General features: G+C 67.6%; 23 protein-coding genes and 1 tRNA gene. 14 read left to right on the top strand and 10 right to left on the bottom strand.

Features of this window, described 5'->3' with window-relative positions:
- Positions 1-18: 18 nt before the first annotated feature.
- The gene (accD, locus tag ASF22_RS11030; RefSeq protein WP_056171294.1) at positions 19-921 is read right to left on the bottom strand and encodes an acetyl-CoA carboxylase, carboxyltransferase subunit beta; all 903 of its coding nucleotides are present in this window, start codon (positions 919-921) and stop codon (positions 19-21) included.
- A gap of 55 nt (positions 922-976) precedes the next feature.
- Positions 977-1,837 carry a tryptophan synthase subunit alpha gene (gene trpA, locus ASF22_RS11025; protein WP_056264064.1) on the bottom strand — a complete coding sequence of 287 codons (861 nt, stop codon included), beginning with the start codon at positions 1,835-1,837 and terminating at the stop codon, positions 977-979.
- 296 nt (positions 1,838-2,133) lie between these two features.
- Between trpA and ASF22_RS11020 the strand changes: the two genes are divergently transcribed.
- From ASF22_RS11020 to ASF22_RS10990, 7 genes are all read left to right on the top strand, one after another.
- Positions 2,134-4,161: an ATP-binding protein gene (locus tag ASF22_RS11020; protein WP_056264061.1), complete on the top strand. Its 2,028-nt coding sequence runs from the start codon at positions 2,134-2,136 to the stop codon at positions 4,159-4,161.
- Between the two features lie 56 nt (positions 4,162-4,217).
- On the top strand, positions 4,218-4,511 hold the full coding sequence (locus tag ASF22_RS11015) for a hypothetical protein (RefSeq protein WP_056264058.1): 294 nt from the start codon (positions 4,218-4,220) through the stop codon (positions 4,509-4,511).
- Between the two features lie 95 nt (positions 4,512-4,606).
- Positions 4,607-5,476 carry a tRNA glutamyl-Q(34) synthetase GluQRS gene (gene gluQRS / locus ASF22_RS11010; protein ID WP_056264178.1) on the top strand — a complete coding sequence of 290 codons (870 nt, stop codon included), beginning with the start codon at positions 4,607-4,609 and terminating at the stop codon, positions 5,474-5,476.
- Positions 5,477-5,526: 50 nt separating this feature from the next.
- Positions 5,527-7,053 (top strand): AMP-binding protein, encoded by a 1,527-nt coding sequence (locus tag ASF22_RS11005; protein ID WP_056264055.1) that lies wholly within the window; start codon positions 5,527-5,529, stop codon positions 7,051-7,053.
- Positions 7,054-7,157: 104 nt separating this feature from the next.
- Entirely contained in the window at positions 7,158-7,973 is an 816-nt protein-coding gene (locus tag ASF22_RS11000) for a glycosyltransferase family 2 protein (protein ID WP_056264051.1), read from the top strand.
- A gap of 13 nt (positions 7,974-7,986) precedes the next feature.
- Positions 7,987-8,078 (top strand) — tRNA-Ser (locus tag ASF22_RS10995).
- A gap of 410 nt (positions 8,079-8,488) precedes the next feature.
- Positions 8,489-9,040: a metallophosphoesterase gene (locus tag ASF22_RS10990; protein WP_056264049.1), complete on the top strand. Its 552-nt coding sequence runs from the start codon at positions 8,489-8,491 to the stop codon at positions 9,038-9,040.
- Positions 9,041-9,299: 259 nt separating this feature from the next.
- Here ASF22_RS10990 and ASF22_RS10985 read toward each other — a convergent pair whose 3' ends face one another.
- The 4 genes from ASF22_RS10985 to ASF22_RS10965 all read right to left on the bottom strand — a co-directional run bounded on the left by ASF22_RS10985 (position 9,300) and on the right by ASF22_RS10965 (position 14,525).
- A complete protein-coding gene (locus tag ASF22_RS10985; protein WP_210166649.1) occupies positions 9,300-10,397 on the bottom strand; it encodes a DNA-binding protein in 1,098 nt (365 codons plus the stop codon).
- A 383-nt stretch (positions 10,398-10,780) separates the two neighbouring features.
- Positions 10,781-12,160: a hypothetical protein gene (locus tag ASF22_RS10980; protein ID WP_056264044.1), complete on the bottom strand. Its 1,380-nt coding sequence runs from the start codon at positions 12,158-12,160 to the stop codon at positions 10,781-10,783.
- A 14-nt stretch (positions 12,161-12,174) separates the two neighbouring features.
- Positions 12,175-13,608 (bottom strand): hypothetical protein, encoded by a 1,434-nt coding sequence (locus ASF22_RS10975; RefSeq protein WP_156647666.1) that lies wholly within the window; start codon positions 13,606-13,608, stop codon positions 12,175-12,177.
- 542 nt (positions 13,609-14,150) lie between these two features.
- Complete coding sequence (locus ASF22_RS10965; RefSeq protein ID WP_056264038.1) at positions 14,151-14,525, bottom strand: response regulator; 375 nt, start codon at positions 14,523-14,525, stop codon at positions 14,151-14,153.
- Positions 14,526-14,712: 187 nt separating this feature from the next.
- Here ASF22_RS10965 and ASF22_RS10960 point away from each other — a divergent pair, with 187 nt between their 5' ends.
- Positions 14,713-15,690, top strand: a complete 978-nt coding sequence (locus ASF22_RS10960) for an HWE histidine kinase domain-containing protein (RefSeq protein WP_056264036.1) — start codon at positions 14,713-14,715, stop codon at positions 15,688-15,690.
- A 113-nt stretch (positions 15,691-15,803) separates the two neighbouring features.
- Here the strand turns inward: ASF22_RS10960 and ASF22_RS10955 are convergent, their stop codons facing one another.
- The 3 genes from ASF22_RS10955 to ASF22_RS10945 form a co-directional block, all read right to left on the bottom strand.
- Positions 15,804-16,274, bottom strand: coding sequence for a hypothetical protein (locus tag ASF22_RS10955; protein WP_056264033.1), 471 nt, complete (start codon positions 16,272-16,274; stop codon positions 15,804-15,806).
- A 1,205-nt stretch (positions 16,275-17,479) separates the two neighbouring features.
- Positions 17,480-17,722, bottom strand: coding sequence for a hypothetical protein (locus tag ASF22_RS24345; protein ID WP_162239544.1), 243 nt, complete (start codon positions 17,720-17,722; stop codon positions 17,480-17,482).
- A 236-nt stretch (positions 17,723-17,958) separates the two neighbouring features.
- Complete coding sequence (locus ASF22_RS10945) at positions 17,959-18,303, bottom strand: hypothetical protein (RefSeq protein ID WP_156647665.1); 345 nt, start codon at positions 18,301-18,303, stop codon at positions 17,959-17,961.
- Positions 18,304-18,491: 188 nt separating this feature from the next.
- On the opposite strand from ASF22_RS10945, the gene ASF22_RS10940 reads away from it, so the two are divergent.
- The 5 genes from ASF22_RS10940 to ASF22_RS10925 all read left to right on the top strand — a co-directional run bounded on the left by ASF22_RS10940 (position 18,492) and on the right by ASF22_RS10925 (position 22,631).
- Positions 18,492-19,211 (top strand): response regulator, encoded by a 720-nt coding sequence (locus tag ASF22_RS10940; RefSeq protein ID WP_082483632.1) that lies wholly within the window; start codon positions 18,492-18,494, stop codon positions 19,209-19,211.
- Positions 19,208-20,590, top strand: a complete 1,383-nt coding sequence (locus tag ASF22_RS10935; protein WP_056264009.1) for an ATP-binding protein — start codon at positions 19,208-19,210, stop codon at positions 20,588-20,590. The genes ASF22_RS10940 and ASF22_RS10935 overlap by 4 nt, the downstream gene beginning before the upstream one ends.
- 199 nt (positions 20,591-20,789) lie before the next feature.
- Positions 20,790-21,272, top strand: coding sequence for an Hsp20 family protein (locus ASF22_RS10930; RefSeq protein WP_056264004.1), 483 nt, complete (start codon positions 20,790-20,792; stop codon positions 21,270-21,272).
- Between the two features lie 85 nt (positions 21,273-21,357).
- Positions 21,358-21,864: a hypothetical protein gene (locus ASF22_RS22965; protein ID WP_082483631.1), complete on the top strand. Its 507-nt coding sequence runs from the start codon at positions 21,358-21,360 to the stop codon at positions 21,862-21,864.
- A gap of 167 nt (positions 21,865-22,031) precedes the next feature.
- A complete protein-coding gene (locus tag ASF22_RS10925) occupies positions 22,032-22,631 on the top strand; it encodes a heme-binding protein (RefSeq protein ID WP_056264001.1) in 600 nt (199 codons plus the stop codon).
- A 138-nt stretch (positions 22,632-22,769) separates the two neighbouring features.
- Here ASF22_RS10925 and ASF22_RS10920 read toward each other — a convergent pair whose 3' ends face one another.
- Positions 22,770-23,984, bottom strand: coding sequence for an MFS transporter (locus ASF22_RS10920; RefSeq protein ID WP_056264170.1), 1,215 nt, complete (start codon positions 23,982-23,984; stop codon positions 22,770-22,772).
- Between the two features lie 83 nt (positions 23,985-24,067).
- Between ASF22_RS10920 and ASF22_RS10915 the strand changes: the two genes are divergently transcribed.
- Entirely contained in the window at positions 24,068-24,454 is a 387-nt protein-coding gene (locus ASF22_RS10915; protein ID WP_056263999.1) for a TonB family protein, read from the top strand.
- Positions 24,455-24,635: the final 181 nt, after the last annotated feature.

Here is a 24,635-nt window from a genome sequence, read left to right as displayed (position 1 = left end):
GCGTCGCGTCGCTGAGGCTCAGGCCGGATCAGCCGCGGGGGCCGTCCGGGGCGAAGTGGGAGCGTCCTGCTTCATGAGGAGGCCGCACAGGCGTGCGATCGTCTCTTTCAGGGCGTGCCGGTGCACGACCTGATCGATCATCCCGTGCGCGAAGAGGTATTCGGAGCGCTGGAACCCATCGGGCAGCTTTTCCCGGATCGTCTGCTCGATGACGCGCGGGCCGGCAAAACAGATCAAGGCGCCGGGCTCGGCCAGGTGGACGTCGCCCAGCATGGCGTAGGAAGCGGTGACGCCGCCCGTGGTCGGGTTGGTCAGCACCACGATGTAGGGGAGCTTCGCCGCCCGGAGCCGGCGGATCGCCACGGTGGTGCGCGGCATCTGCATGAGGGAGAGAATGCCCTCCTGCATGCGCGCGCCGCCGGACGCCGAGAACAGGATGTAGGGGGTGCGCTTGTCGAGGGCCGTCTCGGCTCCTCGGACGAAGGCCTCGCCCGCCGCCATACCCAGGGACCCGGCCATGAACGCGAAATCCTGCGCCGCCAGGGTCATGGGCAGCCCGCCGACCCGACCGAAGCCGATCTTGAAGGCGTCCGGCATTCCGGTCTTGGCGCGCGCGTCCTTGAGGCGATCGACGTAGCGCTTCTCATCGCGGAACTTGAGCGGATCTGCGGCGACCTCCGGCAGGGGCACGTCGATCCAGGTGCCCTCGTCGAACATCATCTTGAGGCGCGCCTGGGCGCTCATCTTGAGATGGTGCTCGGAGCCGGGAATGACCCAGTGGTTGCTCTCCACCTCCTTGTGGAAGACCATCTGCCCGGTATCGGGGCACTTGACCCAGAGATTCTCCGGCGTCTCGCGCTTGAACAGGGTCTTGATCTTGGGGCGCACGACCTCCGAGATCCAGTTCATCGGCTCAACCATCATCGTGATGCCGTCCTTGGTTTCGCGAATTCGGTGATCAGACCCTGTCCGGTGATCAAGCCCGGGCCGCCCGGCGCACGCCCTCGGCGAGATCGCGCACCAGGGCGCTCACCGCCTCGACCGTTCCGGCCCCCGCGCGGCCCTCGCCGTCGAGGCTGCCCCGGAGGGCGTCGATCAGGGCGGAGCCGACCACGACCCCGTCGGCACCCCGCGCGATGGCGGCGGCGTCAGCCCCCGTGCGGACGCCGAAACCGACCACGACGGGCAGTTCGGTGTGGCGCCGGATGCGCCCGACGGCATCGGCCACCTTGCCGAAATCCGGGGTCGCCGTCCCGGTGATGCCGGTGATCGATACGTAATAGACAAAACCGGCCGTGTTCGCGAGGACGGCGGGCAGGCGCTTCTCGTCCGTGGTCGGCGTGGCGAGCCGGATGAAGGCGAGGCCCTTGGCGAGTGCCGGCAGGCAGAGTTCGTCATCCTCCTCGGGCGGCAGGTCGACGACGATGAGGCCGTCGATGCCGGCCGTCACCGCATCGTCGAGGAAGCGGTCGACGCCGTAGGTGTGGATCGGGTTGAAGTACCCCATCAGGATCACGGGCGTGCCGGCGTTGCTCTCCCGGAAGCGGCGCACGAGGTCGAGGGTGCGGGCCACACCCTGGCCGCCCTTCAGCGCCCGCAGGCCCGCAGCCTGGATCGCGGGGCCGTCGGCCATGGGATCGGTGAACGGCAGGCCGAATTCGACGATGTCGGCCCCCGCTTCCGGCAGGGCCTGAAGCACTTTCAAGGATGTCTCCGGGTCCGGGTCACCCGCCATCACGTAAGTGACGAGGGCCGCGCGCCCCTCCGAACGGCAGCGGGCGAAGGTCGCCTCGATGCGGGTCGGGGCGGAACCGGTGACGGGACTTGGTACGGTCATGGGCGCTTGCGCTCTCGCGGCCGGCCCGGATCGGGCTCACGGATGAGCCGTCGCGCCTACACCATCGGGGCGGGCCCGTGAAGCGCGAGCGATCCGATGGCGCCAAAGGCCGCGGGCGCCGCCCTGTTCGTCCGCCCGGGAAACGGACGGCGGCGGATCGACCGCCACGCAGACGCATTCGCGGGTCGCCTGGCAAGGAACGCTTAAGCGCCTTTCGAAAGCCGGCGTTCAACCCCGGCTGGCATCGTCCCTCTGCGCTGCGAACGGGTCGGTCCGTCCGCACCGGGGAGAAACGCATGACCAGCCAGACCCTCGCGCTGATCCTCGCCGTCCTGGCCGGGGCCTTCGTGCTGGTCGTCCTGCTGCGCCGGCACGGGATGCCGGCGGTGGAGGGTGCGGAGGTCGAGCACCTCCAGGCCCGCATCCAGCGCATCACGGAGAGCGAGGAGCGCTACCGGGCCCTCGTGGAGGCGACCACCGAGATCGTCGTCCAGCGCGACGCCCTCGGGCGGATCACCTTCGCCAATGCCGGGTTCGGGCGCCTCGTCGGCGCGGAGGCGTTCGCCCTCGTTGGCTCCACCTTGGAGGCGTCCTGCCTGGAGCACGGCCCCGTTGAGGAACGTCCGGACGGCGTGCGCCGGGTCGAGCGGCGGCTCGCCCCCGTGACCGGCCCGCCGCGCTGGTTCTCCATCATCGAGATGCCGGTGGCCGGTCCCACGGGCGAGACCCAGTGGCTGCATGCGGGCTCCGACATCACCGAGCGGATCGAATCCGCCCGCTCCCTCGACGAGGCCCTGACCCGGGCGGAAGCCGCCAACGTCGCCAAATCCCGCTTCCTCGCCACCGTCAGCCACGAGTTCCGCACGCCGCTCAACGGCATCCTCGGGATGGCCGACCTGGTTCTCGACACCGGGCTCGACGCGGAGCAGCGCACCTACGTCGAGGCGGTGCGGACGTCCGGCAAGGCGCTGCTGTCGCTCATCGACGGCATCCTCGACTTCTCGCGGATCGAATCGGGCCGCCTCGACCTCGCCGCCGCACCCTTCGACCTCGCAACTCTCGCCGAGGGCGTGGTCGAGCTCCTCGCGCCGCGGGCGCAGGACAAAGGCATCGAGATCGCCCTCGACATCGCCGAGGATGTCGCCCCGATGGTCATCGGCGACGCGGACCGCGTGCGTCAGATCCTCGTCAACCTCGCGGGCAACGCCGTGAAGTTCACCCAGACGGGCGGCGTCGGCATCGAGATCGGGCGGGAGGACGACCATGTCGCACTCACGGTTCGCGACACCGGGCCGGGCATCCCATCGGAGCGGATTCCCCTTCTTTTCGAAGAGTTCGAGCAGGGCGACGGCAGCGCCAGCCGACGCCACGAAGGTACCGGCCTCGGGCTCGCCATCACCCGCCGCCTCGTCGCCCGCATGGGCGGCCGGATCGAGGCGGAGTCGGCGCTGGGCCAGGGCAGCCGCTTCACCGCCCTCCTGCCCCTGGAGGCCGCCGGGACCGAGGATCCCGTCGCGGCGCCTGTATGCCTCCACGGGCGCACGGTGCTGATCGTGGCAGCCTCACCGTTCCAGGCGCCGTTCCTCGCCCGTCGGCTGTCCAGGGTGGGCGCCCATGCCACTGTGGTGGACACCGAAGCGGCCGGGCTCGCAGCTCTTTCCGGCGCAGGCTTCGACGCGATCATCGCCGACCGCTCCCTCGGCGACGCCGCCGTACGGACCCTCGCTCAGGCCGCAAAGGCCGGGGGCGTGCGCTGCAGTCTCGTCCTGCTCTCGCCCTTCGACCGACGCGAATTCGGGTCTCCGGGCGCGGCGGGCTTCGACAGCTATCTCGTCAAGCCCGTGCGCTCCCGCTCCTTGTTCGACCGCCTGATGGCGCCGGCACGGCCCATCGGGGGGGGCGAAGGACCGTCGGCCGCCGCGCCTCCACGGGTCGCCGCGTCGGGCCCGCGCGTGCTCCTGGCGGAGGACAACCCCATCAACGCCCTCCTGGCGACGAAAGCTCTGGAGCGCCTCGGCGCCACGGTGGTTCCGGCGCGCGACGGGCTCGAAGCCGTGGCACTCTTCTCCGAGGGCGGAGCGTTCGATCTCGCCCTCATCGACATCCGCATGCCCGGTCTCGACGGCCTCGAGACCGCCCGGCGCATCCGTGCCCTCGAGGCTTCTCGCGAAGGCGGGCCGCTTCACCTCGTGGCGCTCACGGCCAATGCGGGGCGCGACGACGAGCTGGCGGCCCGAGCCGCCGGCTTCGACGGTTTCCTCGCCAAACCCCTCAACCTGAGGGCGCTGCCGGCCCTGCTCGAACGGCGGTCGGCCGCGGCTTGACCCGGCTGTTGACGGGCCGCGTTGACAGGTCCGGGCCGGCGCGCGAACACGGGCGCATGGCCGCTTTCCAGACTTTCGACGCCCCGACGATGGACCCCTCGTCCGCCCGCCACGACCGCGGCATCCTCGCGGGTATCGCGGCGATCGTCTTCGCCACGGTTCTGATCGGAACCCTGGCTCCGGCCTCGCACAGGGCAGCCGCCGTGGCGCCGAGCGCGGATCACACCTGCGCCGAGTGGGGCGACGGCTGCCGTGTCTGCCAGCGCCGGGAGGAAGGGGCCGCCTGCTCCCTGCCGGGCATCGCCTGCGTGCCGTCCGAGATGCGCTGCCTGCGCCGCGTCGGCGACTGAGTGTCTCTCACAAAACTCCCGTTGCGCCGCCGTGCTCAGAGCGAGAACCGATGGTGACCGGGAGTTTTGTGAAGCACTCTGAGCCGGCGGCCCCCGTGACCGCGCCGACTTTCCGGTTCGCGCCGAGCCCCAACGGCCGCCTGCACCTCGGCCATGCCTGGTCGGTCCTGCTCAACGCCGATCTCGCCCGGCGCTGGGGCGGGCGCCTCCTCCTGCGCATCGAGGATATCGATCCCGGCCGCTCACGGCCCGACCTGGTATCGGCGATCCAGGACGACCTCGCCTGGCTCGGGATCGCCTTCGACGGAACGGTTCTGCGCCAATCCGAGCGCATGCCGGCCTACCGGTCGGTCCTCAGGGGCCTCGCGGCCCGAAGTCTCGCCTATCCGTGCTTCTGCTCACGTTCGGAGGTCGGCGCGGCGGCGCGGGCCGCCGCCGGGGATGGCCCACTCCCGCGCGATCCCGATGGGGCGCCGCTCTATCCCGGCACGTGCCGGATTCTACCGGAGATCAGCGTCTCCGCCCGGATCGCCCGGGGCGAACCGCACACCTGGCGCCTCGCCATGGACCGCGCATGCGCGGCTGCGCCCGGCCCGTCCGGTTTTTCCACCTTCGCACCGGACGGAACTACGGGGTCCGTGCGTGCCGACCCGGCCCGCTGGGGCGACAGCGTCATCGGCCGCCGCGACGTGCCGACGAGCTATCACCTCGCCGTTGTGACCGACGACGCAGCGCAGGGCATCACCCACGTGGTACGCGGCGCCGACCTCCTGGCCGCCACCGATCTCCACGCGCTGCTGCAGGCGCTCCTCGGTCTGCCGGGCCCACGCTACCACCACCACGCCCTCCTGCTCGACGCCACCGGCGCCAAGCTCGCCAAATCGCGCGGCTCGCAGAGCCTCGCCGACCTGCGGGCGCAGGGCGTCGAACCCGAGTCCATCCGCGCGCAGCTCGGCTTCTCCTGAGGGGCCCTTGCGGCGGGCGCGCGTTTGCGCCTCTCATCGCCGAAAATTCCGTGACGGAGAGTCCCGTACCCGTGTCCGACCGCTTCAACGCCGCCGCCCATTGCCTCTCCGAGAACGCCCGCCTGCGGCCCGACAAAGCCGCCCTCGTCATGGCGGGCGCCGACGGAGCCGCCGCCACCCTGACCTTCGCCGAGGCCGACCGGGCCGTCCGGGCAATCGCGGCGGGTCTTCTCGGCCTCGGCCTGACACCCGGTGCGCGGGTGATGATCCGCCTCGGCCACGAGGCCGACTACGTCCTGACCTATTTCGGGGCGTTGGCCGCGGGCCTCGTCGCCCTGCCGGCCTCGCCCCAGCTGACGCCCGCCGAGGCCGCTTTCCTCGCGCGCGATTCCGGGGCCGCCGTGATCGCCGCCGGCGCGGACATCGCCCTCGATCCCGCGAGCACGGACGGCCGCCTCGTCCTGCGGCCCGCCGACATCGCTGCCTTCAGGGCCGGGCCGCCGCTGCCGGCCTACGCCGACACCGCCGCCGACGATTCGGCGATCTTGGTCTACACTTCCGGCACCACGAGCCGACCCAAAGGCGTGCGCCACGCCCACCGCTCGGTGCGCGGACGCCGACCGATGCATGCCCACTGGCTCGGCCTGACCGACACCGACGTGATGCTGCACGCCGGCACGTTGAACTGGACCTACACCCTGGGGGTCGGCGTCACCGATCCGTGGGCCTGCGGCGCCACCGCCGTGCTGTACGACGGCCCGCGCGATCCGGCCGTGTGGCCGTCCCTCATCGCTCGCCATGGCGCCACCCTGTTCGCCGCCGTGCCGAGCCTCTACCGCCAGATCCTCAAATACGCAGACCTCCCCGCACACGACCTCACGCGCCTGCGCCACGGCGTGACGGCCGGCGAGGCCCTGCCGGCCGAACTCCTCGCCGCCTGGACGGACGCCACGGGCAAGCCGCTCTACGAGGCACTGGGCATGAGCGAGATCTCCACCTACGTGTCGAGCGGTCCCACCATCCCTGTGCGCCCCGGCTCGCCGGGCCGTCCCCAGCCCGGGCGCCGCGTCGCCATACTGCCCACGGACGGTGCACCCGAGCCGCTGTCGCCGGGTGAGATCGGCCTGCTCGCCGTGCACCGCTCCGAGCCCGGCCTGATGCTCGGCTACTGGAACCGGCCGGACGAGGACGCGGCGGTCACCCGGGGCGACTGGTTCACCGGCGGCGACCTCGCCAGCCTCGATTCCGACGGCTACCTCTGGTTCCACGGCCGCAACGACGACCTCATGAACGCGCTGGGCTACCGGGTCTCGCCGAGCGAGGTCGAGGCGGTGCTCGCCCGTCACCCGGACGTCGCCGAAGTCGGGGTCGCTGAACTCGGCGTCCGCGCCGACCTCCGGGTCATCGCCGCCTTCGTGGTGCCGAGAGCCGGGGCGTCCCCCGATGCCGCCGCCCTCATCGCCTTCTGCCAGGTGCATCTCGCCGCCTACAAGTGCCCGCGCGCGATCCGCTTCCTCGACGCCCTGCCGCGCACGCCAAACGGAAAGATCCAGCGCCGCCGCCTCGGACAGGACTGAGACGAACGCACCTCGGACGATCGCAGCCGAGGTTGTGGCGTCGGGGGGGGCTCGATAGAGCGGGGGCGCTTGCAACGTTTCTCGCCAAAGATGGCCGCCCCGCGATGCCTCCCCTCCCTCTCTCGGTCTTCATCATCGCCCAGAACGAGGCCGACCGCATCGGGGCTACGATCCGGGCGGTGCGGGGCCTGACGGACGATCTCGTGGTGGTCGATTCCGGGTCCACCGACGGCACGCAGGCCCTGGCGGCGTCCCTCGGTGCCCGGGTGATCCACAACGGCTGGTCCGGCTACGGCCCGCAGAAACGCTTCGCCGAGGACCAGTGCCGCCACGTCTGGCTGCTCAACGTCGATGCCGACGAGGTGGTGCCGGAGGATCTGGCGGCCGCGATCCGGGCCGCCTTCGGCAAGGGCGAGCCGCGCCACCCGGCCTATCGCATCGCCATCGCGGAGATCTTTCCCGGCGAGGGCCGCCCGCATCCCTGGGCCTACCGCCTCACGCCCGTGCGCCTCTACCGCAAGGATCGCGGCCGCTACTCACCGTCCCCGGTCCACGACCGCGTCGACCTCGCCCCGGGCGCCAGCGTCGGCACCCTGCGCGGCGTGATCCACCATTTCTCGGTGCGCTCGCTCGGCGACCAGCTCGACAAGCTCAACCGGTACTCCGACCAGCAAGCCGACGATCTCGCGGCCCGCGGCGTCGCGATCCCGACCTGGCGCCTGTTCGTGGAGTTGCCGGGCAACTTCCTCAAGGCCTATTTCGGCCGCCGCCATTTCGTGCGCGGCACCTACGGCTTCCTCACGGCAATGAATTACGCCATCTCCCGCCACCTGCGCGTCGCCAAGCACTACGAGCGCCGCCGGGCAGATTCTCACACCAGCACGGATTCGCGGCTTGACCGCCCCGACGCGAAATTCTAGATCGACGGCCTGCGGAGACGTGGCCGAGCGGCTGAAGGCACTCGTTTGCTAAATGAGCATACCCCGAAAGGGGTATCGAGGGTTCGAATCCCTCCGTCTCCGCCATCTACGCCTACCCCTCATAACTCATTGTTTTGACTGGGCTTTAGGCTGCCTTAAAATCGCATTTGTCCCCGATATGTCCCCGGACGGATTGCTTGTGGAAACAGGTTTGAAAGCCTGGGCGTTTAGCCACGATTTTCGGCGATTGGGTCGTTTCAGCCGACTCGGGCAAATGCATATATCTTTTGACGCTTTGAATACCCGGAGATGCGCTGGGAACCGTGGCATGCCTCATCGTTCCGGAAGCTGGACCTGTGGACGGTTCCGCCCTCGCGCTTGCCCATCATCGACCGAGCTGCGATCCGTCCCGCCCCCGAAGAGAGTTTTCCAATGATAGCTGAGACGCCGCACCTATCCCGTTGACCCCGGAGTGCCGCGTCGAACGCCGTGCCTCCGAATTATCGGAGGCTATCATGCCCAGGACCCTTCTGACCGCGGACAGCCATTTTGGGCACAAGTCCGTTCTCTCACCCCGCATCAACAACCAGCGCCCGTTCGTATCCATCGAGGAGCATGACGAGGCCCTGGTCGCGGCCTGGAACGCCGTCGTGCGCCCGGACGACATCGTCTGGCACCTCGGCGACTTCGCTCATAAGTGCCACCTCGACTACGCCGCCGGCATCTTTTCGCGATTGAAGGGCCGAAAGCATCTCGTTCGGGGCAACCACGATGACGACCTTGGGGAACGGTTGGCGTGGGCCGGGCCTGTTGTGGACGTGGTAACCATCCAGATCCAAGACCCGGGGATGGCGAAGCCTCAGAAGGCCTGGCTGTCCCACTACGGGCATCGTGTGTGGCCGGGCCTGCACCGGGGCCACCTCCACTTCTACGGCCATTCCCATGGCTCCCTGGAGGCAATCCCAGGCAGCCTCGATGTGGGGGTCGACTGCTGGGACTGGAGGCCCGTCACCCTCGATCAGATCCTGGCGAGGCTGCCCCAACCATCGGTCCCCACGGACGTCTGATCGCGCAGGGACGAAACCGCAGGGCGCCTCCGCCGTGCCGCTTCGCGAAACTTCGTAACGCATAGCGGATGTCGCTACCCGCTATGCGTTACCCTCGGAGTCGAGCGGCACCCACTTGGGCCGGCTCGTAAGCTCAGGCTCGCGGCCGCGTTCAGTGCCGGCGACCCATCCCCAATCAGTCGTGACCGTCCGCGTTCGCCATACGGTGCCCCCGTCGCACCCCGGGCAGGGCGAGGAACGTATCGCCTCCCAGGTGCCGCTATGCGCTGCGCTCGGCGTCGCCCGGCGGCGTTTCGGCTTCATCGCCCTCAAGCGCCGCGAAGCGCCCGTCCTCCAGGTCCTTGAAATAGTACCCGCGACTGGACCGCTTGGTCATGTCCTTCCCCAGTCGTTTCAGGCCGTCCTGCCAATGCTTCTTGGCAGCCGCGTGCACCCTGGCCGGCAGGAGCTCACGTATCTGCGCAGGCATCAATGGCCCTTGCTCCAGAAGCACTCTTTCGACTTCCCACATGACCGCATCGCCAAGGGAAGGCGGCGGCGACCTTACACCCCCTTCCGCAGGCTTGGCCGGTGGTGCCGCGCCCTTGGCCTTCTCGGCAGGCATGAAGCGCCCATCGATTTCGACGAGCGGCTTGCCCGCCTCGATCATCACCCTGAGCCTGTAACGGAGCCAACCTACCGATAGGGGCATCTCGACATTCTTGCCGCGGTTCAGGAGATCCTCCGGCAGGGCTATCAGCAGGCTGCCTGCCGGCATCGGACCGCGCTTGCGCAGCAACGCGAGGACCTCGGTCTCGACGCTTCGCCAGAAAGCTTCCTGGGCTCCCGGCATGACCGCCCTGTCCCTCGATAGGGACATTGCCGCATCCATCACCGCCCCCTTGCCCGCGAGGTCTTGGCGCCGCTGAAGCGTCGCCTCGTCGACGGGCTGCCTCTCAACCGCTTCCGTGGCCCCATCCTTTCGAAGGCGCGCCACTTCCGCGGTCAGCGCCGCCACGCGCGCCTCCAAGGCATCGATTGTCATGCCGGCCTCGTCGAGCAACTCCCGATGGTTCGCCCGCTCGACCTCGAAGTTCGCGCGCTCGACGTCCCGAACGCGGCTCTCGCTGGCCTGCACCTCATCGAGAAGCGCCCTGCCGAAATCGCCAATTCGCTTCTCCAAGGCGTCCGGCAACTGCATCAGCTCGATCACCGGATGGTAGCTCCGGGCGTTCTTCCAATCCTTAAGCTCCTTGCCGACGTCGCCGAACGAGCCCTTCCGTTTCAGGTTCTCCCGCACCCGTCGCACCGAGACCCGGACGGCCTCCTTGCCCCGGAGCGCCCGTAACCGGTCCGCGACCTCGAACACCTCGAACACCTCGACCCTATCGACCATGACCCGCGCCCCGACATCATTCGGGACATCATGGGGGCCAGGCGTGAAGAAGCGGTCATTTCACGGACCACCCCGGAGCGAGGTCGACCGGCCGCAGAGGGAAGCGGCTCATCTCTTATTGTCGTGGGGACCGAACCGCGAACCTTCGCGCCGGGTAATTAAACCTGACGAATGGGAGCCATGCCTTGGGTCCGCTTCCGACCCAACTCAGTCGCCAGAAGCGCTGTTGGCGCTCTCCCAGAGCAGACGTTCGTCAGTCCTCCGCCGACTTCGGTCCAGGGTCGAGGATGGTGGTGCAGTACCTGTTCCCCTAGGCTTGGCTTACGACCTCGCGCTCCGGCCGTAGGCCCAACCCTGTAAAGGCTTCAAAAATCGGACGTCGAAACACCTGCGCCCGCCTTCACCGGTGCCGCAGTGGGTACGCCGCCAGCTTGGCCTTCAGCCGTAGTAGGCGCCTTAAGTAGGCCTCCCTGCTGCATCATACGTTGCTCGGCGGCTCCCATCGCCCGCCCGACTGCGTCGGCATCGGCCGCCCAGCGCTGGCTCCATGCCACGGCAACGACCTGCATCTTCGCCTTGGACCAGGGATGCTCACCGCGCCAGGACAGGATTTCGGTGGCCCCCTTCAGTTGCAGGTCGGCGGCCTGGGCTTTTACCTCCTCGTTGAAGGTGTCGAGGTTGAAGCTCTGGGTCGAGCCGTCGCTTAACCCGCGCTTCTCGTACGCCTCCTGGGATTTCGTCTTAGCAAGCACCCTTTCGCTGACGAACCTCTGGATCGCTGCCATGGCCGACAAGTTCGCGCGGCTGCGGTCGGCGGGCATCAGGCTGGTCTGAGGCGCCACGCCAAAGCCGACGACGACCCGCTCTCCGTTCTCGTCAGTAAATACGCGTGCCCCCATCGTGTAGGCCAGCCAGTCCGGGTTTGCAGCCTTGATCGCATCGAACTGCTGGCGGACGGGTACCTGCGGCGATTCCGGCTGGATTTTGAGGGTCGGATTCCAGATCGTCTCCGCGACACCGGCGAGCTTCGGCGTCCAGATCAGACCGGTGAGCACATGGTACTTCCCACTATCCTCCCGGCTCGGCCCTTCGCACTGGACAACCGTAAAAGCACCGGAGGCGAACATCTCCGCGCTGCGTTCGATGCTCTGGTTGATCCGCAATTGCTCGGTGGCGATTGCCGCGCGCTTCTGCGTCTCGGTGCCCCCTGACCATTTGGGATCGAACTTCTTGATCTCGGCGTCGAGGGCCTTGTCCGTGAGGACCATGGACTTGTCGACGATTGAGAGTTGTTCGACGACCGGCTGCAGGGACGGCGGCGCGTCATCGCCACCGAAGGTCCTGACTGCCGCCGACCGGCTCGACCGCATCGTGGTGCGCATGGCCTCCGCCAGCGACTTCCGGGCATTAATCTCGGCATAGCTAAAAGCAGCGTTCCGGCCGACGAGCCAATTGCGAGACCCCAAAGGTTCGTCCACCGGAGCCTGCTCATGGGCGACGTAGACGAAATATCCGTTCTTCTTCTCGTTCTTGCCGTCCTCGAGTTTCTCCTTCGCCTTCCAGTCGGCCCAGCATTGCTCAACCGACGGAGGCTGTGCGCCGGCCGCCGGGTGCGCTCCACCGTTAAGCGCCGCCGTCGCCTCGGCGTCGCCGCCGGGCGCGCTCGTTTGCGCCAGGGCGGCCGCACTAACACCCAGGTACAGCGCGGCAGTCGCGCCGAAGAAACTAAGACGCTTCGCGTTCATCACCTTTTCCCTGCTCAGCGTCGACCGATACCCCCGAGGGCACCGCCTACAAGTCCCATGAAGGCGCGGGCCGCCTGATCGTTCTGAAGGCGCTGCTGTTCGGCCTGCCGCTGGCCTTCCATCATGCGGTCCACCGCCTCGGATGCCTCGCGGTGGCCCAGGCCTGCCGCCCGTTTAAAGAGGCGGTAGGCTTCTTCCTGACCCGCTCCCTCGACACGCCCCTTCGAGATCATCGTCGCCAGGCTGACCATGGCATCCGGATCTCCCAGGTTGGCTCCCTGCCGAAAGCTCGCGAGGGCGCCGGCCATGTCGTTACGTCCGACCCGGGTGTCGAGGAGCGCCCAGCCGTAATTGTCGTAGGCCGCGCGGTAGTTCTGACGCATCAGAAGCTGCAGCAGCGGCAAAGCCTTCTTCGGCTCCGATCCCTGGTAGGCCCGAGCCAGCTGGTACCGGTAGCGGCGCTCCTCCGGGTACTGACGGGCGGCGATCTCGCAGGCCTCGACAGCTTGACCACCCGCGCCCCTCAGGGTTTCCCAGGCCACGCCGGGCGTGGTCTTGGGCCGATCGAGATCGTAGGGCCCCGCGGCAGCTTGGTCGCATAGTTCCCCCGCCCGGGCGATCTTGGCTTGCCGCTGTGCCTCAGCCTCCCGCTGGGTTGCCTCCCGTTGCACTCGCTCGACCGCCTCGCGTTTCCCCCGCTCGACGCTCACGCGCCACTCGTTCACGACCTTCCGGTCGACGACCAGCAGTTTGTCGCCGGTCCTCGGATGAAATCCGGAATTGTCGAAGAAGTCGTAGGTCGCGTCTTCGCGCCAGTACCAGACCCGCGGCTGGCCGGTGACAGGATCGAACCAAGCGACGGTCGTCGGATCGACAGGCTTGGCGGGCCGTTGCTGCCGGGCGACGCGCTCCTGCTCCTCTTTCTTGACCGTCTGCGACTTCGGCACACAGACGGTAACCTGGGACTTGATCGACAGGGACCCGCCCGCGTTCGTCGATTTCCGATTTTCCTCCAAAATCTTTACCCGCACGAAGCCGGCGAGATTAGTCTGCTCGAATTGCTTGAAGCGCTGTTCCGCATCGCTATTCACGATTTCCGCGCGATTTTCGCGCGACGACTTCACCTCGACGCCGACGACTTGGCTAATCGCCGACTGGTTCGTCCTGTCCAGGGCTCGCTTCCTCGCGGCATCCATCTCGGACCAGGTGCCGAAGTCCTCGTCGACACTGACCGGGACAGTTTCCTGCCGTACACAGTCGCTGTCGTCGTAGGCCAGGGCCGGCGCAGTGAGCATGAGCGTTGCAGCAAAGCCTATGGGCAGCAGCGTGCTCCAAGTCGGCCGTGCCAATCCACCATGGGTAAAAAAGTACGCGACCCCGTCGCCAACCAGTCCCTTGGATCGGCTTTGCGGACTGCCGTCCGAAGGGTCAAAGGACGTGGCCGTCACCGCCCGCGCTCCGACTTTCCGAGGCCACATGCCACACTCGTTCAAATTTCGTTTCGCTTTGTCACTACTCTCAGATCAACCATAAGCTGTCCAGTGAGTGATGTGACGAAATCGGAAATTTGCCGGGACTGGGTTTTGGTAACCTGAACAACGATCGGCAATTTCGTAAGCAGTGCCGAATGCCTCATGCCGTCCAGCTACGGCGTCGGGCATTCGACGACTTCGGCGAGGGGTCGAAAGCGTCCGGAGCAGCCAAGTCTGCATGGAGGCTTATCGGTTCTGACGCAGACCGGCGGAAATCCACCCATCGCAGACGTTCGTAGGGTGGCCGGGCATTAGATTTCCACCACTACGGAATGGCGATGAGGTCCTTGATCCGGGACGCCAGCGCTACCGTCACGAACGGCTTGGTCAGGACGGCCATGCCGGGTTCGAGGTGACCGTACCCGAGCACCGCATTCTCGGCATAGCCAGAGCGGGTACGCCTTCTCCCCTCCGTCGCCGCAACGGGGAGGGGCGGACTTCGATGAGCGAACTGGCGATCAAGCCACGCGATGCATGGCCGCTACGACCTGCTCCGCACTGTAGGGCTTAGGCACGAACAGGCCGTGGTCCGGTATATCTTGGTCCGTTAGACGCTGGCCACCGGAGGTCACCACCAGTCGGATGTCCGGCCAGGCGTCGTGTACGCGCCCCGCCAAGGTCATTCCGCACATGGAACCTGGCAGGTCGACGTCGGTGAAAAGCACGCCGATGTCCGAACGCTCGTGCAGGATGAGCCATGCCTCATCGGCATGCCGTGCCTCGACGACCGCAAAACCGGCGTCCTCCAGCATCTCGGCGGCATTCATCCGGACGAGATCGTCGTCCTCGACAACGAGGATGACGGATGCTTCGTGGGTGCGTTTCGTCGACATTTTCGGTCAACAGGCCAGGCAGGGATGAGTTGCTCGCCTCGGACGTGTTCGTGAAAGGGTCGCGGTGGTCCTCGCCTTATCCAGGCCACGCCCAACCTCAGCCGTGGAGCAAATCGAGCAACGAAGGGTTTGTCTCCCCGGCGATGCGACTGGCGTCGCCAAGGCTTCGGATCAACCTAGGGATTGCATGGCCGAGGATACCACGCCGACCGAGTACGAGTGGACGCTGGCGAGCTTCACCGACACGATCCACCTCGGTGGCGTCGCCATGTGGGCATGGTCGCCGAGCCGGCGCCTGGCCCAGCTCGACGGTTTGTGCCGGGAGTTCTGGGGCACAGCCGAGACCGTCGTTCCCATCGACGAGTTGTTCGCGAAGGTGAACCCGGAGGACCGCCACGGTATGATGCTCGACTGGCATGCGAGCGCGACCGATCCCGGCCCTTACAGCTTCGACTTCCGCATCGGCGACGGTTCCGATGCCCGCTGGGTCTCCGCCCGCGGCGTCGGTGGCGACACCGGTCAGGTCGGCGAGTGGGTGCAGGCCATCTTCCTCGACATCACCGACCGCAAGCGCGCCGAGGAAGCCGAGCATCTCCTGACCGCCGAACTCGAACATCGCGTCTCGAACATGCTCACGGTCGCCCGCGCGCTCACCGCCATCGTCGCCCGTGAGGCCAAGTCGACGCCCAACTTCGCCGAGGATCTCTCGCGGCGGTTCGGCGTCCTGCACGAGGCGACGTCGCTGGCCACGCGTTCGCACAAGCACGACCTCGGCGATGTCAGGCTCCAGAACCTCGCCGAGCGCATCCTGTCCCCCTACCGGGACGGCGCCAACGTCGATGTCGCAATCGACGGGAGCGTCACCGTCGAGCCGGGTCGGGTCAACGACTACGCGATGATCTTCCACGAACTCGCAACCAACTCGGCCAAGTACGGCGCCCTCTCAGGAGGCGGTACCCTGAGGCTGCACGGGGTCATCGAAGGCGACGAGATGCGGCTGACATCGGACGAGGGTGTGGCCCCGTCCAAGGCGGACAAGGCCGACGGCACGGGGTTCGGCTCGCGCCTTCTGAAACAGACCATCGAACGCAGCCTACGCGGACGCTTCCACCGCACCATCGACGGGAGCGGCCTGCACTTCGAGATGATGGTGCCGACGGAATAGGTGATGCGTGAACCGGACGTGGTCATGGGTATCCCATGCGCATGTCAGGCAAGGCTGGCCAGACGCTGGTACGACACCGGGAATGCCCATCCACTTCCCCGGTGCCGCAAGGGTCATGCAGCCCTGGCAGTAACCTTCTCGTAAGTCCCCGTCGCGATCTGTTCCTCAAGCTGTGCCTTGAAGTCCGCGATGCCGAGGACCTGGACGGGGTTGCCGGCATCGTCGAGGAACTCGTAGAGCGCGTCCTCGATATTGCGGTTGCTGAAGAACACGATGGCGTCCTCGTCGCCGCCACCCTCAAGATGCGGCTCGCCGTTCGCCACGCCCGAGACGTAGCTCCCGGTGGGACGGGTCTCCTTGTGTGTACCGTCCTGGCGGTAGAACCGGAGCTCGCCCTGGAGCACCAGGGTCACGTAGGGACTCTTGTGCCGATGCAGCATCACACGCTGGTTCGCGGCGAACTTGAAAACCACGTCGACGATGCGGTTCTCCTCGTCGACCTTGTAGACGAAGAAGGCGATGTGCGGCAGCCAGTCGAGCGTCCGCCAGGTGATGTTGCTCTCGTCGAACATAGGGGTGGGCATCTCGTTTCCTTCCGTTCCCTCATCCGGCCGCTCGTGGGTGGCGTACGGCTTTCCGCCGCATCGGATGAGCTGGGATTGGGGCCACGTCCTCCGCGATCAATCGATGCGGCGGCTCCGAAGCATGTCCTGCGCGTTGTGAGCAGTCAGCAGGAGGACGTCATGGGCGACGACAAGGACAGAACCGACGATGCACCGGTGCCGACCGAGGACCTTGGCTTGCCAACGCCGCCGAGCCCAGGACGATTACCGCCGCCCCACCTGCCGCCGCCTCCGGAGGAGGACGCCCCGTCCGACGAACCCGTCCCAAGCGGACGCGGGTGAGCCGATCCGACCGACCGTCCGGCGAGAGGCTGATACGTCGTCCGCTCGAACATCAAACGCCGCGGAGGTTTTTGGTGACCACCGCCGCGCTTGCTCATCCCGTCCGTCTCGCGCAAGTCGACGACAGGGCAGGAGATGTCCTGAAGTCCGGCCCATTATCGACTCTTACGGAAGGATGCCCGGCGTCAGCGCACTTCGATGGGGCCTGGCGGCTGGGGAGCCGGTGGCTCGACGGGTGGATCAATCTCAGGCGTCGTGGGCTCGGGAGCCGGATCGCCGATAGGCGGGAGAGGATCATCGCCTGGGCGTGGTGTGTCAGACTGCATTCGTCTCGCCTCCCTTCATCAGGGACCGTTGGGGCGGCACCTCTGGCTAACGTTTGATGTTCGCGAAGGTCCCGCCATCGGTCGGATGGATGGGGACGGGACCGACGGGCGTTTGATGATCCGTGTCGGGCAGCGCCGAAATTGGACCAATAACGCCGAACCCAAGCAAACCTACCGAATGCGTTCGGCGTGACGCCTGCGTCAGCGACGGCAGCGACCGCCAGGTCCGCGGTAGAGACCCGGAGGGCATCCGCGGGGTGCGCCGGTCAGGGCGCGCCTGATATCGCCTCGGGGGCCACGGTTGAGACGGCATCCGCCGAACGGGCCGCGATGGGCGCCGAACCCGCATCCGCCGCGCGCCAGGACAATGGGCGCGTCGAGACCGGTCGGGCCGGGCGCAATCGGCAGAGCCTGGGTTTGACCGACGGCGAACAGCGTTGCGGAGGCGGCGACGATGAGACCGGTGAGCTTCATGTTGATTCCTTGGTTTTGGGGCGAACGGACAAGCTTTTGGGTCGCCGTGTCAGGGTGATGGGATAGGGCGGCATTGCCACCAGTTCACTTGCACCGGCAGGGCCGTTCCGCCCGCGTGACGCGGCCATTGTGGTCCGCATCAAGCCGTTCGAACCTTTTCGCAAAGGCCGCGTCGAGTTCCTCGGCGGTGACGACGCCGTCCCCGTTCGCATCAAGGCGTCGGAAGCGTTTCGCGGGGTCCGCCGGTCCCTTCCCGGGATGGGCGGCCCACCAGGCCGTCCACTCCGCCTCGCTGATACGCCCGTCATGATCCGCGTCGGCCTTCATCAGGCGCGTCCGATGCCGGGCCTGGAAGGTCGTCAGGTCGACGCCGTCGGCCTTGGCGGCGACAGGCGCCGATGTCGACGGCTCCGGCGTCTGTGCAAGGACGGCGGACGCCGAGAGGAAGGCCGCAAAGGTGAGGCAGAGGGTTCTGCGTGCCATGGAACGACATCCGTGATGGGGGGATGGGCGGGATCGCGCCGGAGAGCGCGATCCCGGGGCCTCAAGCCGGCTCGGCCCGGTCACCAGCGGTGGTGCCAGCCGCCGCGCCAGCCGACGTGACGGTAGCCTCCCCAACGGTGCCAGCGCGGACCACCCCAACCGATGCGACGGGGGCCGTAGAAGCGAGGACCGTAGAAGCGGGGGCCGTAGAAGGCTGGCCGCACGACGTAGGGGGCGTAGACGACCCTCGGACTGAGGTTGGGTCGGCAGAAGCCGTAGAGCCCGCGGTGGAAGCCGAGGCCGCAGCCGTCGCGGGCTTCCGCCGTTCCCGCCGTGGCCAGCGGTGCCGCCAGCCCCGCGGCCAGGAGCGCCGCCGGAAGCAGCCGCTTCAGTCCGGTGGAGGCGATGTCCGTCAGACCCGTCATTGCAGGTTCTCCCTGGTGGGTGATTGCGATGGGGGGAGATTGCCGGCGCCCTGTCGCAGGGATTTGTCGACACATCACGATTGTGTCGCGGACGGTCGCGGAGCCGGGCAGCCTGACACATATTGCGACAACTTCATCGAGAGCCGCAGATCGCGCCGGGTTACGACCGGCGGATGGGACACGTAGCCATGGACCACGCCCACGTGCTGGTGGTCGACGACCACCGCGACATCCGCGATCCGCTCGCGGCCTACCTCAAGCGGCACGACCTCCGGGTCAGCGTCGCCGCCGACGCGGCCGCTGCCCGTGCCGTGCTGTCGGGCTCGGCCATCGACCTCGTCATCCTCGACGTGATGATGCCCGGCGAGGACGGGCTCTCGCTCTGCCGGCACATCCGCGAGGTCCACGACACCCCGGTCATCCTGCTGACCGCCCTGGCGGAGCAGACCGACCGCATCGTCGGCCTGGAGATCGGCGCGGACGACTACGTCGTGAAGCCTTTCGATCCGCGCGAACTGCTGGCTCGGGTCAAGAACCTCCTGCGCCGCGCCCGGGCGCTCCCCCGCCTCCGCGACGCCAGTGACGGAAGCCGCCTCGCCTTCGACCGTTGGGTGTTCGACACCGACCGGCGCGAGCTCGTCGACGCGGCGGGCGCGGCTGTGGCGCTCAGCACCGCCGAGTTCCGCCTGCTCTGCGCACTCACCAACCACCCCCGCATCGTCCTCTCGCGCGACCAGCTCCTCGACCTCACCAAGGGCCGGGCGGCCGACGGGTTCGACCGGAGCATCGACAACCAGGTCAGTCGGCTTCGACGCAAGCTGGAGCGCGATCCGGCAGACCCGGAACTCATCAAGACCGTTTGGGGCGGTGGCTACGTCCGCGCCTCCGATGTGAGGACGGTGTCGTGAGGCTGGGGCCGGGTTCACTCGGCGTCCGCCTGGCGCTCCTCCTCGTGCTCGCGGTCGTCGGCGCACAGGCCCTCGCCTTCGCGATGGTCACGCGGGAATCCTCGCTCGTCGGTCGTGCGGTCGCCCGGACCCAGGTCGTCGACCGCGTCGCCACGCTGGTGCGCCTGCTCGATACGGTGCCCCCGGAGGCCGTTCCGCGCGTGATCGAGGCCTACGGCTCCCCGCGCCATCGGTTTACCATCGATACGGCCAGCTTGGTGCCGGACAATGCCATGGACGACGATGAGGCCCGGCTCGCCGGCCGTCTCGACCGACGCATGCGGGACGGTGCGAGCCAGGCCCGTCTGCTCCTTGTCGAACGGGAGCAGGGGGAGGAACCGTCATCGGACCGGCTTGCCGGCAAGCCGCAGGTCCTGCGCGTGTCCGTGCGTCTCGACGACGGTCGCTGGCTCAACGGCGAGGCGCCGCTGGCGCTCCCGACGCCACCATGGGTCCGCATCGGCCTGATCCAGATCGCCGCCAGCGTCGTCGCCGTGCTGGTCGTAATCGGCATCGCCATGAAGGGCATCGTGGGGCCGGTGAAGGCACTGGCCTCGACCGCCGAACGCGCCGGTCGGGGCGTCGCCGTCGAGCCCTTGCCCGAGAAGGGACCAAGCGAGCTTCGCACCATGACGGCGGCTTTCAACGAGATGCAGGCGCGCTCGCGGGCCTTCGTCACAGACCGCACCCGCATGCTCGCCGCCATCAGCCACGACCTGCGCACCCCCATCGCCTCGCTCTGGCTGCGGGCGGAGATGGTGGAGGATGCGGAACTGCGCGACGCCATGGTGCGCACGATCTCGGAGATGCGCGAGATGGTCGAGGCGACGCTCGCCTTCGCACGCGACGACGCCACGGCCCAGGACCACGGACCTCTGGACCTTGCTGCCCTGGTCCGGACAATCGCCGACGACCACCGGGTCCTCGGACACGAGGTCGCCGTCACCACTCCCGCGTCCTTGCCATTCCACGGTCGCGCGACGGCCTTGCGCCGTGCCCTCGACAACCTCGTCGCCAACGCCGTCCGCTATGGCGGGCGCGCCCGGATCGCCCTGGAGCATCGGTCCGACGGCCTCCTCGTTACCGTCGACGACGACGGTCCCGGCATACCGCCGGACCGAATCGAGGAGATGTTCGCGCCCTTCGCGCGCCTGGAGGATTCCCGCAGCATCGAGACCGGAGGCACCGGCCTTGGCCTTGCCATCGCGCGTTCGGCCATCCGAGCGCACGGAGGTGAGATCAGGCTGTTCGATCGGGAGGAAGGAGGTCTCAGATCAGAGGTGACTTTGCCGGCCCCGAGGGAAGGCGGCAGTGCCGGAGCGGGTACAAGCTCAGGATGATGGAAAGGCGCGTACCGAGACTTCTTGCACCTCGCAGGCCTTCAGGGTTCGCCCTTAGCCCTGCGAAAATGCCAATCTCGGGTCTGCGAATTTTCTTGGAACCCGGATGCGATGTCCGCGTTACCTGCGCGCGAGGCCGGTTCTCGGCTCGCTGAACGGGCGCTGGGTCACATCACGTTGCTCCAAGGAGGATGTGGTCATGAGGACCCTCGATTTCGCCCCTCTCTACCGTTCCACCGTCGGCTTCGACCGCCTGTTTTCCCTGCTGAACCAGGCCACCCAGACCGAGACGTCCGCGAGCTGGCCACCCTACGACATCGAGAGGGTGGAGGACGATGCGTACAGGATCACGATGGCCGTCGCTGGCTTCGCGCCCGACGAGATCGATCTGACCCAGCACGACACGACTCTCCAGGTCACCGGCCAGAGGAAGTCGTCCGAGGGTGAGCGCCAACTCCTGCATCGCGGCATCGCAACCCGGACGTTCCGTCAGACCTTCAACCTGGCCGACCACGTGAAGGTCGTCGGCGCGAACCTGGAGAACGGCCTGCTGACGGTCAACCTCAAGCGTGAGGTGCCGGAGGCCCTGAAGCCGAGGCGCATTCCCATCGGCGGGACGCAGGCTGCCGTCGGCCAGGACAATGCACAGCCTCGGATCGAGGCCGAGCGCAAGGCGGCTTAAGTTCCGCCACCCGTCGAACGCCCTCCCTTGCGTACCGGCGAGTGAGGGCACCGCCCATCCAACCCATCTTCAGGAGGGATGATCGATGTCGATGATGGAGAGCTTCAGTTCCCGTACCAGCGCCGTGAACCCAGTCGGCGCGCATCCGGCCTCGTTCGAGGCATGGCAGGCGCTCGTCGCCCCGGGCGACGTGTTCCGTCACCCCAGGGAGGTGTTGACCCACCCTGGGCTCTCAATGGGGGAAAGGCGCGCGATCCTCGCCTCCTGGGCGTCTGACGCGAGCGCCCTTGAAAACGCGCCGAGCATGCGCTGCCTCACAGGCAGCAGGGCCGAGCCGGTCTCCGTCGATGCCGTCCTTGCTGCGCTTGGCGAACTCGACCGCAAGTCGGCTCCCAAGTTCGGTTCGGTAACGTCCGCAGGCCCGCCGAGGCAGCCCAGGCAAAGACGCCTACGACGTCTCGCGGACCTGCACTGGTACGTTCGCCCGGGACGACGCGACGATGACGACGATCCGCCGCCGTGTCCGGCGATGGCGATGCCACGTCCGAAGACGCCCCCGGATGCCTCGCTTGCCGCTGCCATTCCAGCCTAGCGGTTGGCATCGTTCCCTGACGCGGTTGGCGTCCTAGATTGATCCGGATGGCCCGACGTTCCGCTTGGCGGCGTCGGGCCATCGTGCGTTTTGGGAACCCGGACCAAGGCGGCGATCGCCCTTAATCGGGCGCTCCACGATTTCCGTCCGCCACCGAGTGTCACCCGATGGATAAGTTCCTCTACTATCTCGTCACCCTCTTTGAGTCCGTGCTCGGGGTCTTCGGCGTTCGAACCTTCTACGACCAGCCTCGGTACGCGGTCGTCGAGCGTCTCGACCGTGGCGTGGAGGTCCGAGCCTACGAGCCCCGCCTCGCCGTCGAGACCGACGGGCGCGGACAGGGTGATGGCGAGGCGTTCGGACGGCTCTTCCGTTACATCACCGGCGCGAACCAGCGGGGCGACCGCATCGCGATGACCGCCCCCGTGGAAACCGGAGGTCAACGCATCGCGATGACGGTTCCGGTCGAGCAGGGCTCAGGGGGAACGATGCGGTTCTTCCTTCCACGCGAGGTCGCCGAGGCCGGGCCCCCGGAGCCCACCGAGGCAGGTGTCCGTCTTGTCCGCGTCCCGGCTGAAAAGATCGCCGCCCTTCGCTTCTCAGGCTCCATCACGCCTGAGGCTCGAACCGAACAGGAGCGTATCCTGACGGAGGTGTTGTCCACCGCCGGCCGGAAGACCAGCGCTCCCCCCGTCTTCATGGGCTATGACCCACTCTTCGCGATCCCATTCCTCCGCCGGAACGAGGTGGCCGCACGACTACCTTGACCGCTGCCTCATGCAAGCCCGCCGTGACGTACCCCAGGACGCATTCGACCTTGGACCGCGACGGTCGTTCGTGGCGACGTCGAGGAAGGGGTAAATGCCAGGACGCCAACCCTTCCGGCAGGGTATCGGGATCTGCCGTTAATTCCGCGCCCGTTCGTACGCCCGACCAATCGTGAGCATCACCGCGGCACCTAGGACGACGGCAATGCAGGCGTAGATGATGACGCCCCTTGGCCCAGTTCCGTCGACGAGGAGGCCCCCGAGAACGGCACCGCTCGCAATCGCCACCTGGAACGAGGACGAGAAGAGTGCGCCCGCGCTTTCCGCAAGGTCGGGCGCGGCGCGGGCATTCCAGATCGAGGTCGAGACCGGGAACCCACCGAACGTAACGCCCCAGATGGTCGTGGCGAGGAAGGAGACGAACGGGGACGACCCTAGAAGCGCGAGCGCGAGCGTGGCGGCTCCGATGAGAAGCGCCGAACTGCCGACGGCCCAGGCCGGGCTTCGCGCCGCGATGATGCCCGCGACGACGTTGCCGAAGAAGCCGCCGATGCCGAAGGCCAGGAGCGTCAGCGAGACCGTCGACACCTCGAACCGGGGCACGGCCTCAAGGAACGGCCTGATGTAAGTGAAACCGGCGAAATGGCCGGAGACGACGATGATGACTGTCGTCAGCCCGATCAACACGGGCCGCAGCGTCAGTGCCGCACGGAACGAGGCGATGCCCGGCGCGCCCGCCGAAGGCATCCGAGGAAGGACCGCGAGTTGAACGAGAAGCGAAGCGACGCCGAGGCCGGAGGCGTCGAGGAACGTCGTTCGCCAACCCGAGAAGCCACCGAGTGCAGCCCCCAGTGGCGCCGCCGCGACGGTGGCGAGCGACACGCCCATCACGATGATCGACATGGCGCGCGGCACGTCCGCAGGGGATACGAGACGAAGGGCGAGCGAGGCCATCATCGCCCAGAAGCCTCCGAGGGCGAAGCCAAGGAGGGCTCGGGCCAGTAGGAGCATCGTGATGCCGGTCGCGAAGGCCGTGAGTACGCTGGAGACCGCGAGGAGGGCCATCAGCGTCCATACGATGGAGCGGCGGTCGAGACGGCCCGAGCCGAGGACCAGGAGCGGTCCGGCGCAGGCGGCGACCACCGCAGTCGCGGTCATCGCCTGTCCCACCGCGCCGTTGGATACACCGAGATCGGCCGCCATGGGCGTCAGGAGGCTCACGGGCAGGAACTCGGCCGTGACCAACCCGAAGACCCCGAAGGACAGCGAGAAGACGGCGGACCACGCGGCAGGTTGCGCCGCTGATGCTTGTTCCGGCAGGGTCGACGATGGCGAACATGCGAAATCTGACATCGGGTGAACCGCCCGGGAATTGGGGCGGCGCAATGGCGGCCGTCGGACTTGGGAGCGCATCGGGCATGCAGCCAAGGACAGCCATGCTGGTCCGTCGAACGGCGTTCGGTCTCTGGCTCTGCCTCATGTTCCTCACTCCGGCGGGGGCATCGGCCCAAACCCGCGTCACGCCCGAGGTTCGAGAATGGCTCTCGGCCCTCGTGGCCAAGGTGGCCACTGCCGTGGAAGTCACCCGTCCGACCCCGGGCAAGCGTCGCCCTGTCGTCGTCGAGGTTCGCGTCGTCGTCGCTGCCGATGGGACGTTGCGGGACGTCTCGGTCGAACGTGGTTCCGGCTCGCGACGCACCGACGAGAGCGCCCTGGCGGCGGTCATGGCGGCGGCTCCGTTCGGTCCTCCCCCAAAAGAGCTCCTCGCGCTGGACGGGACGGCCGACCTAAGTTTTCCGATGGAACTGGCCCATCGTCGTTGAGGGTCGTCCGGCTACTGAGCTCACCAAGAATCTATCGGCCTGGGCGGCCCGGTGATGGCAGCCTTACGGTTCATCCGACAGGCTAGAGCGTTTTCGGTTTAATCTGGCTCATATCCTGCGGCGGCGAAGAAGTTGGCGCACTCGTCGGGTGTGACGGTGTCGACGAGGCGCCCGATGGCCG

Origin of the sequence: Methylobacterium sp. Leaf87 (genome assembly GCF_001422775.1) — a bacterium.
Taxonomy (GTDB): Bacteria; Pseudomonadota; Alphaproteobacteria; order Rhizobiales; family Beijerinckiaceae; genus Methylobacterium.
Note: the sequence above shows the minus strand (reverse complement) of the source record. Positions and strands in the feature narration are given on the sequence as shown.

Coding starts and splice junctions, on each gene's coding strand:
- ASF22_RS22965 (WP_082483631.1), top strand. CDS start 21,358: ATGTCGATGATGGAGAGCTTCAGTTCCCGTACCAGCGCCGTGAACCCA.
- ASF22_RS11000 (WP_056264051.1), top strand. CDS start 7,158: ATGCCTCCCCTCCCTCTCTCGGTCTTCATCATCGCCCAGAACGAGGCC.
- ASF22_RS11015 (WP_056264058.1), top strand. CDS start 4,218: ATGGCCGCTTTCCAGACTTTCGACGCCCCGACGATGGACCCCTCGTCC.
- ASF22_RS10915 (WP_056263999.1), top strand. CDS start 24,068: ATGCTGGTCCGTCGAACGGCGTTCGGTCTCTGGCTCTGCCTCATGTTC.
- ASF22_RS10960 (WP_056264036.1), top strand. CDS start 14,713: ATGGCCGAGGATACCACGCCGACCGAGTACGAGTGGACGCTGGCGAGC.
- ASF22_RS24345 (WP_162239544.1), bottom strand. CDS start 17,722: ATGAAGGCCGACGCGGATCATGACGGGCGTATCAGCGAGGCGGAGTGG.
- ASF22_RS10945 (WP_156647665.1), bottom strand. CDS start 18,303: ATGACGGGTCTGACGGACATCGCCTCCACCGGACTGAAGCGGCTGCTT.
- ASF22_RS10920 (WP_056264170.1), bottom strand. CDS start 23,984: ATGTCAGATTTCGCATGTTCGCCATCGTCGACCCTGCCGGAACAAGCA.
- ASF22_RS10930 (WP_056264004.1), top strand. CDS start 20,790: ATGAGGACCCTCGATTTCGCCCCTCTCTACCGTTCCACCGTCGGCTTC.
- ASF22_RS10925 (WP_056264001.1), top strand. CDS start 22,032: ATGGATAAGTTCCTCTACTATCTCGTCACCCTCTTTGAGTCCGTGCTC.
- ASF22_RS10980 (WP_056264044.1), bottom strand. CDS start 12,160: ATGAACGCGAAGCGTCTTAGTTTCTTCGGCGCGACTGCCGCGCTGTAC.
- ASF22_RS10990 (WP_056264049.1), top strand. CDS start 8,489: ATGCCCAGGACCCTTCTGACCGCGGACAGCCATTTTGGGCACAAGTCC.
- trpA (WP_056264064.1), bottom strand. CDS start 1,837: ATGACCGTACCAAGTCCCGTCACCGGTTCCGCCCCGACCCGCATCGAG.
- accD (WP_056171294.1), bottom strand. CDS start 921: ATGGTTGAGCCGATGAACTGGATCTCGGAGGTCGTGCGCCCCAAGATC.
- ASF22_RS10940 (WP_082483632.1), top strand. CDS start 18,492: ATGGACCACGCCCACGTGCTGGTGGTCGACGACCACCGCGACATCCGC.
- ASF22_RS11020 (WP_056264061.1), top strand. CDS start 2,134: ATGACCAGCCAGACCCTCGCGCTGATCCTCGCCGTCCTGGCCGGGGCC.
- ASF22_RS10955 (WP_056264033.1), bottom strand. CDS start 16,274: ATGCCCACCCCTATGTTCGACGAGAGCAACATCACCTGGCGGACGCTC.
- ASF22_RS10965 (WP_056264038.1), bottom strand. CDS start 14,525: ATGTCGACGAAACGCACCCACGAAGCATCCGTCATCCTCGTTGTCGAG.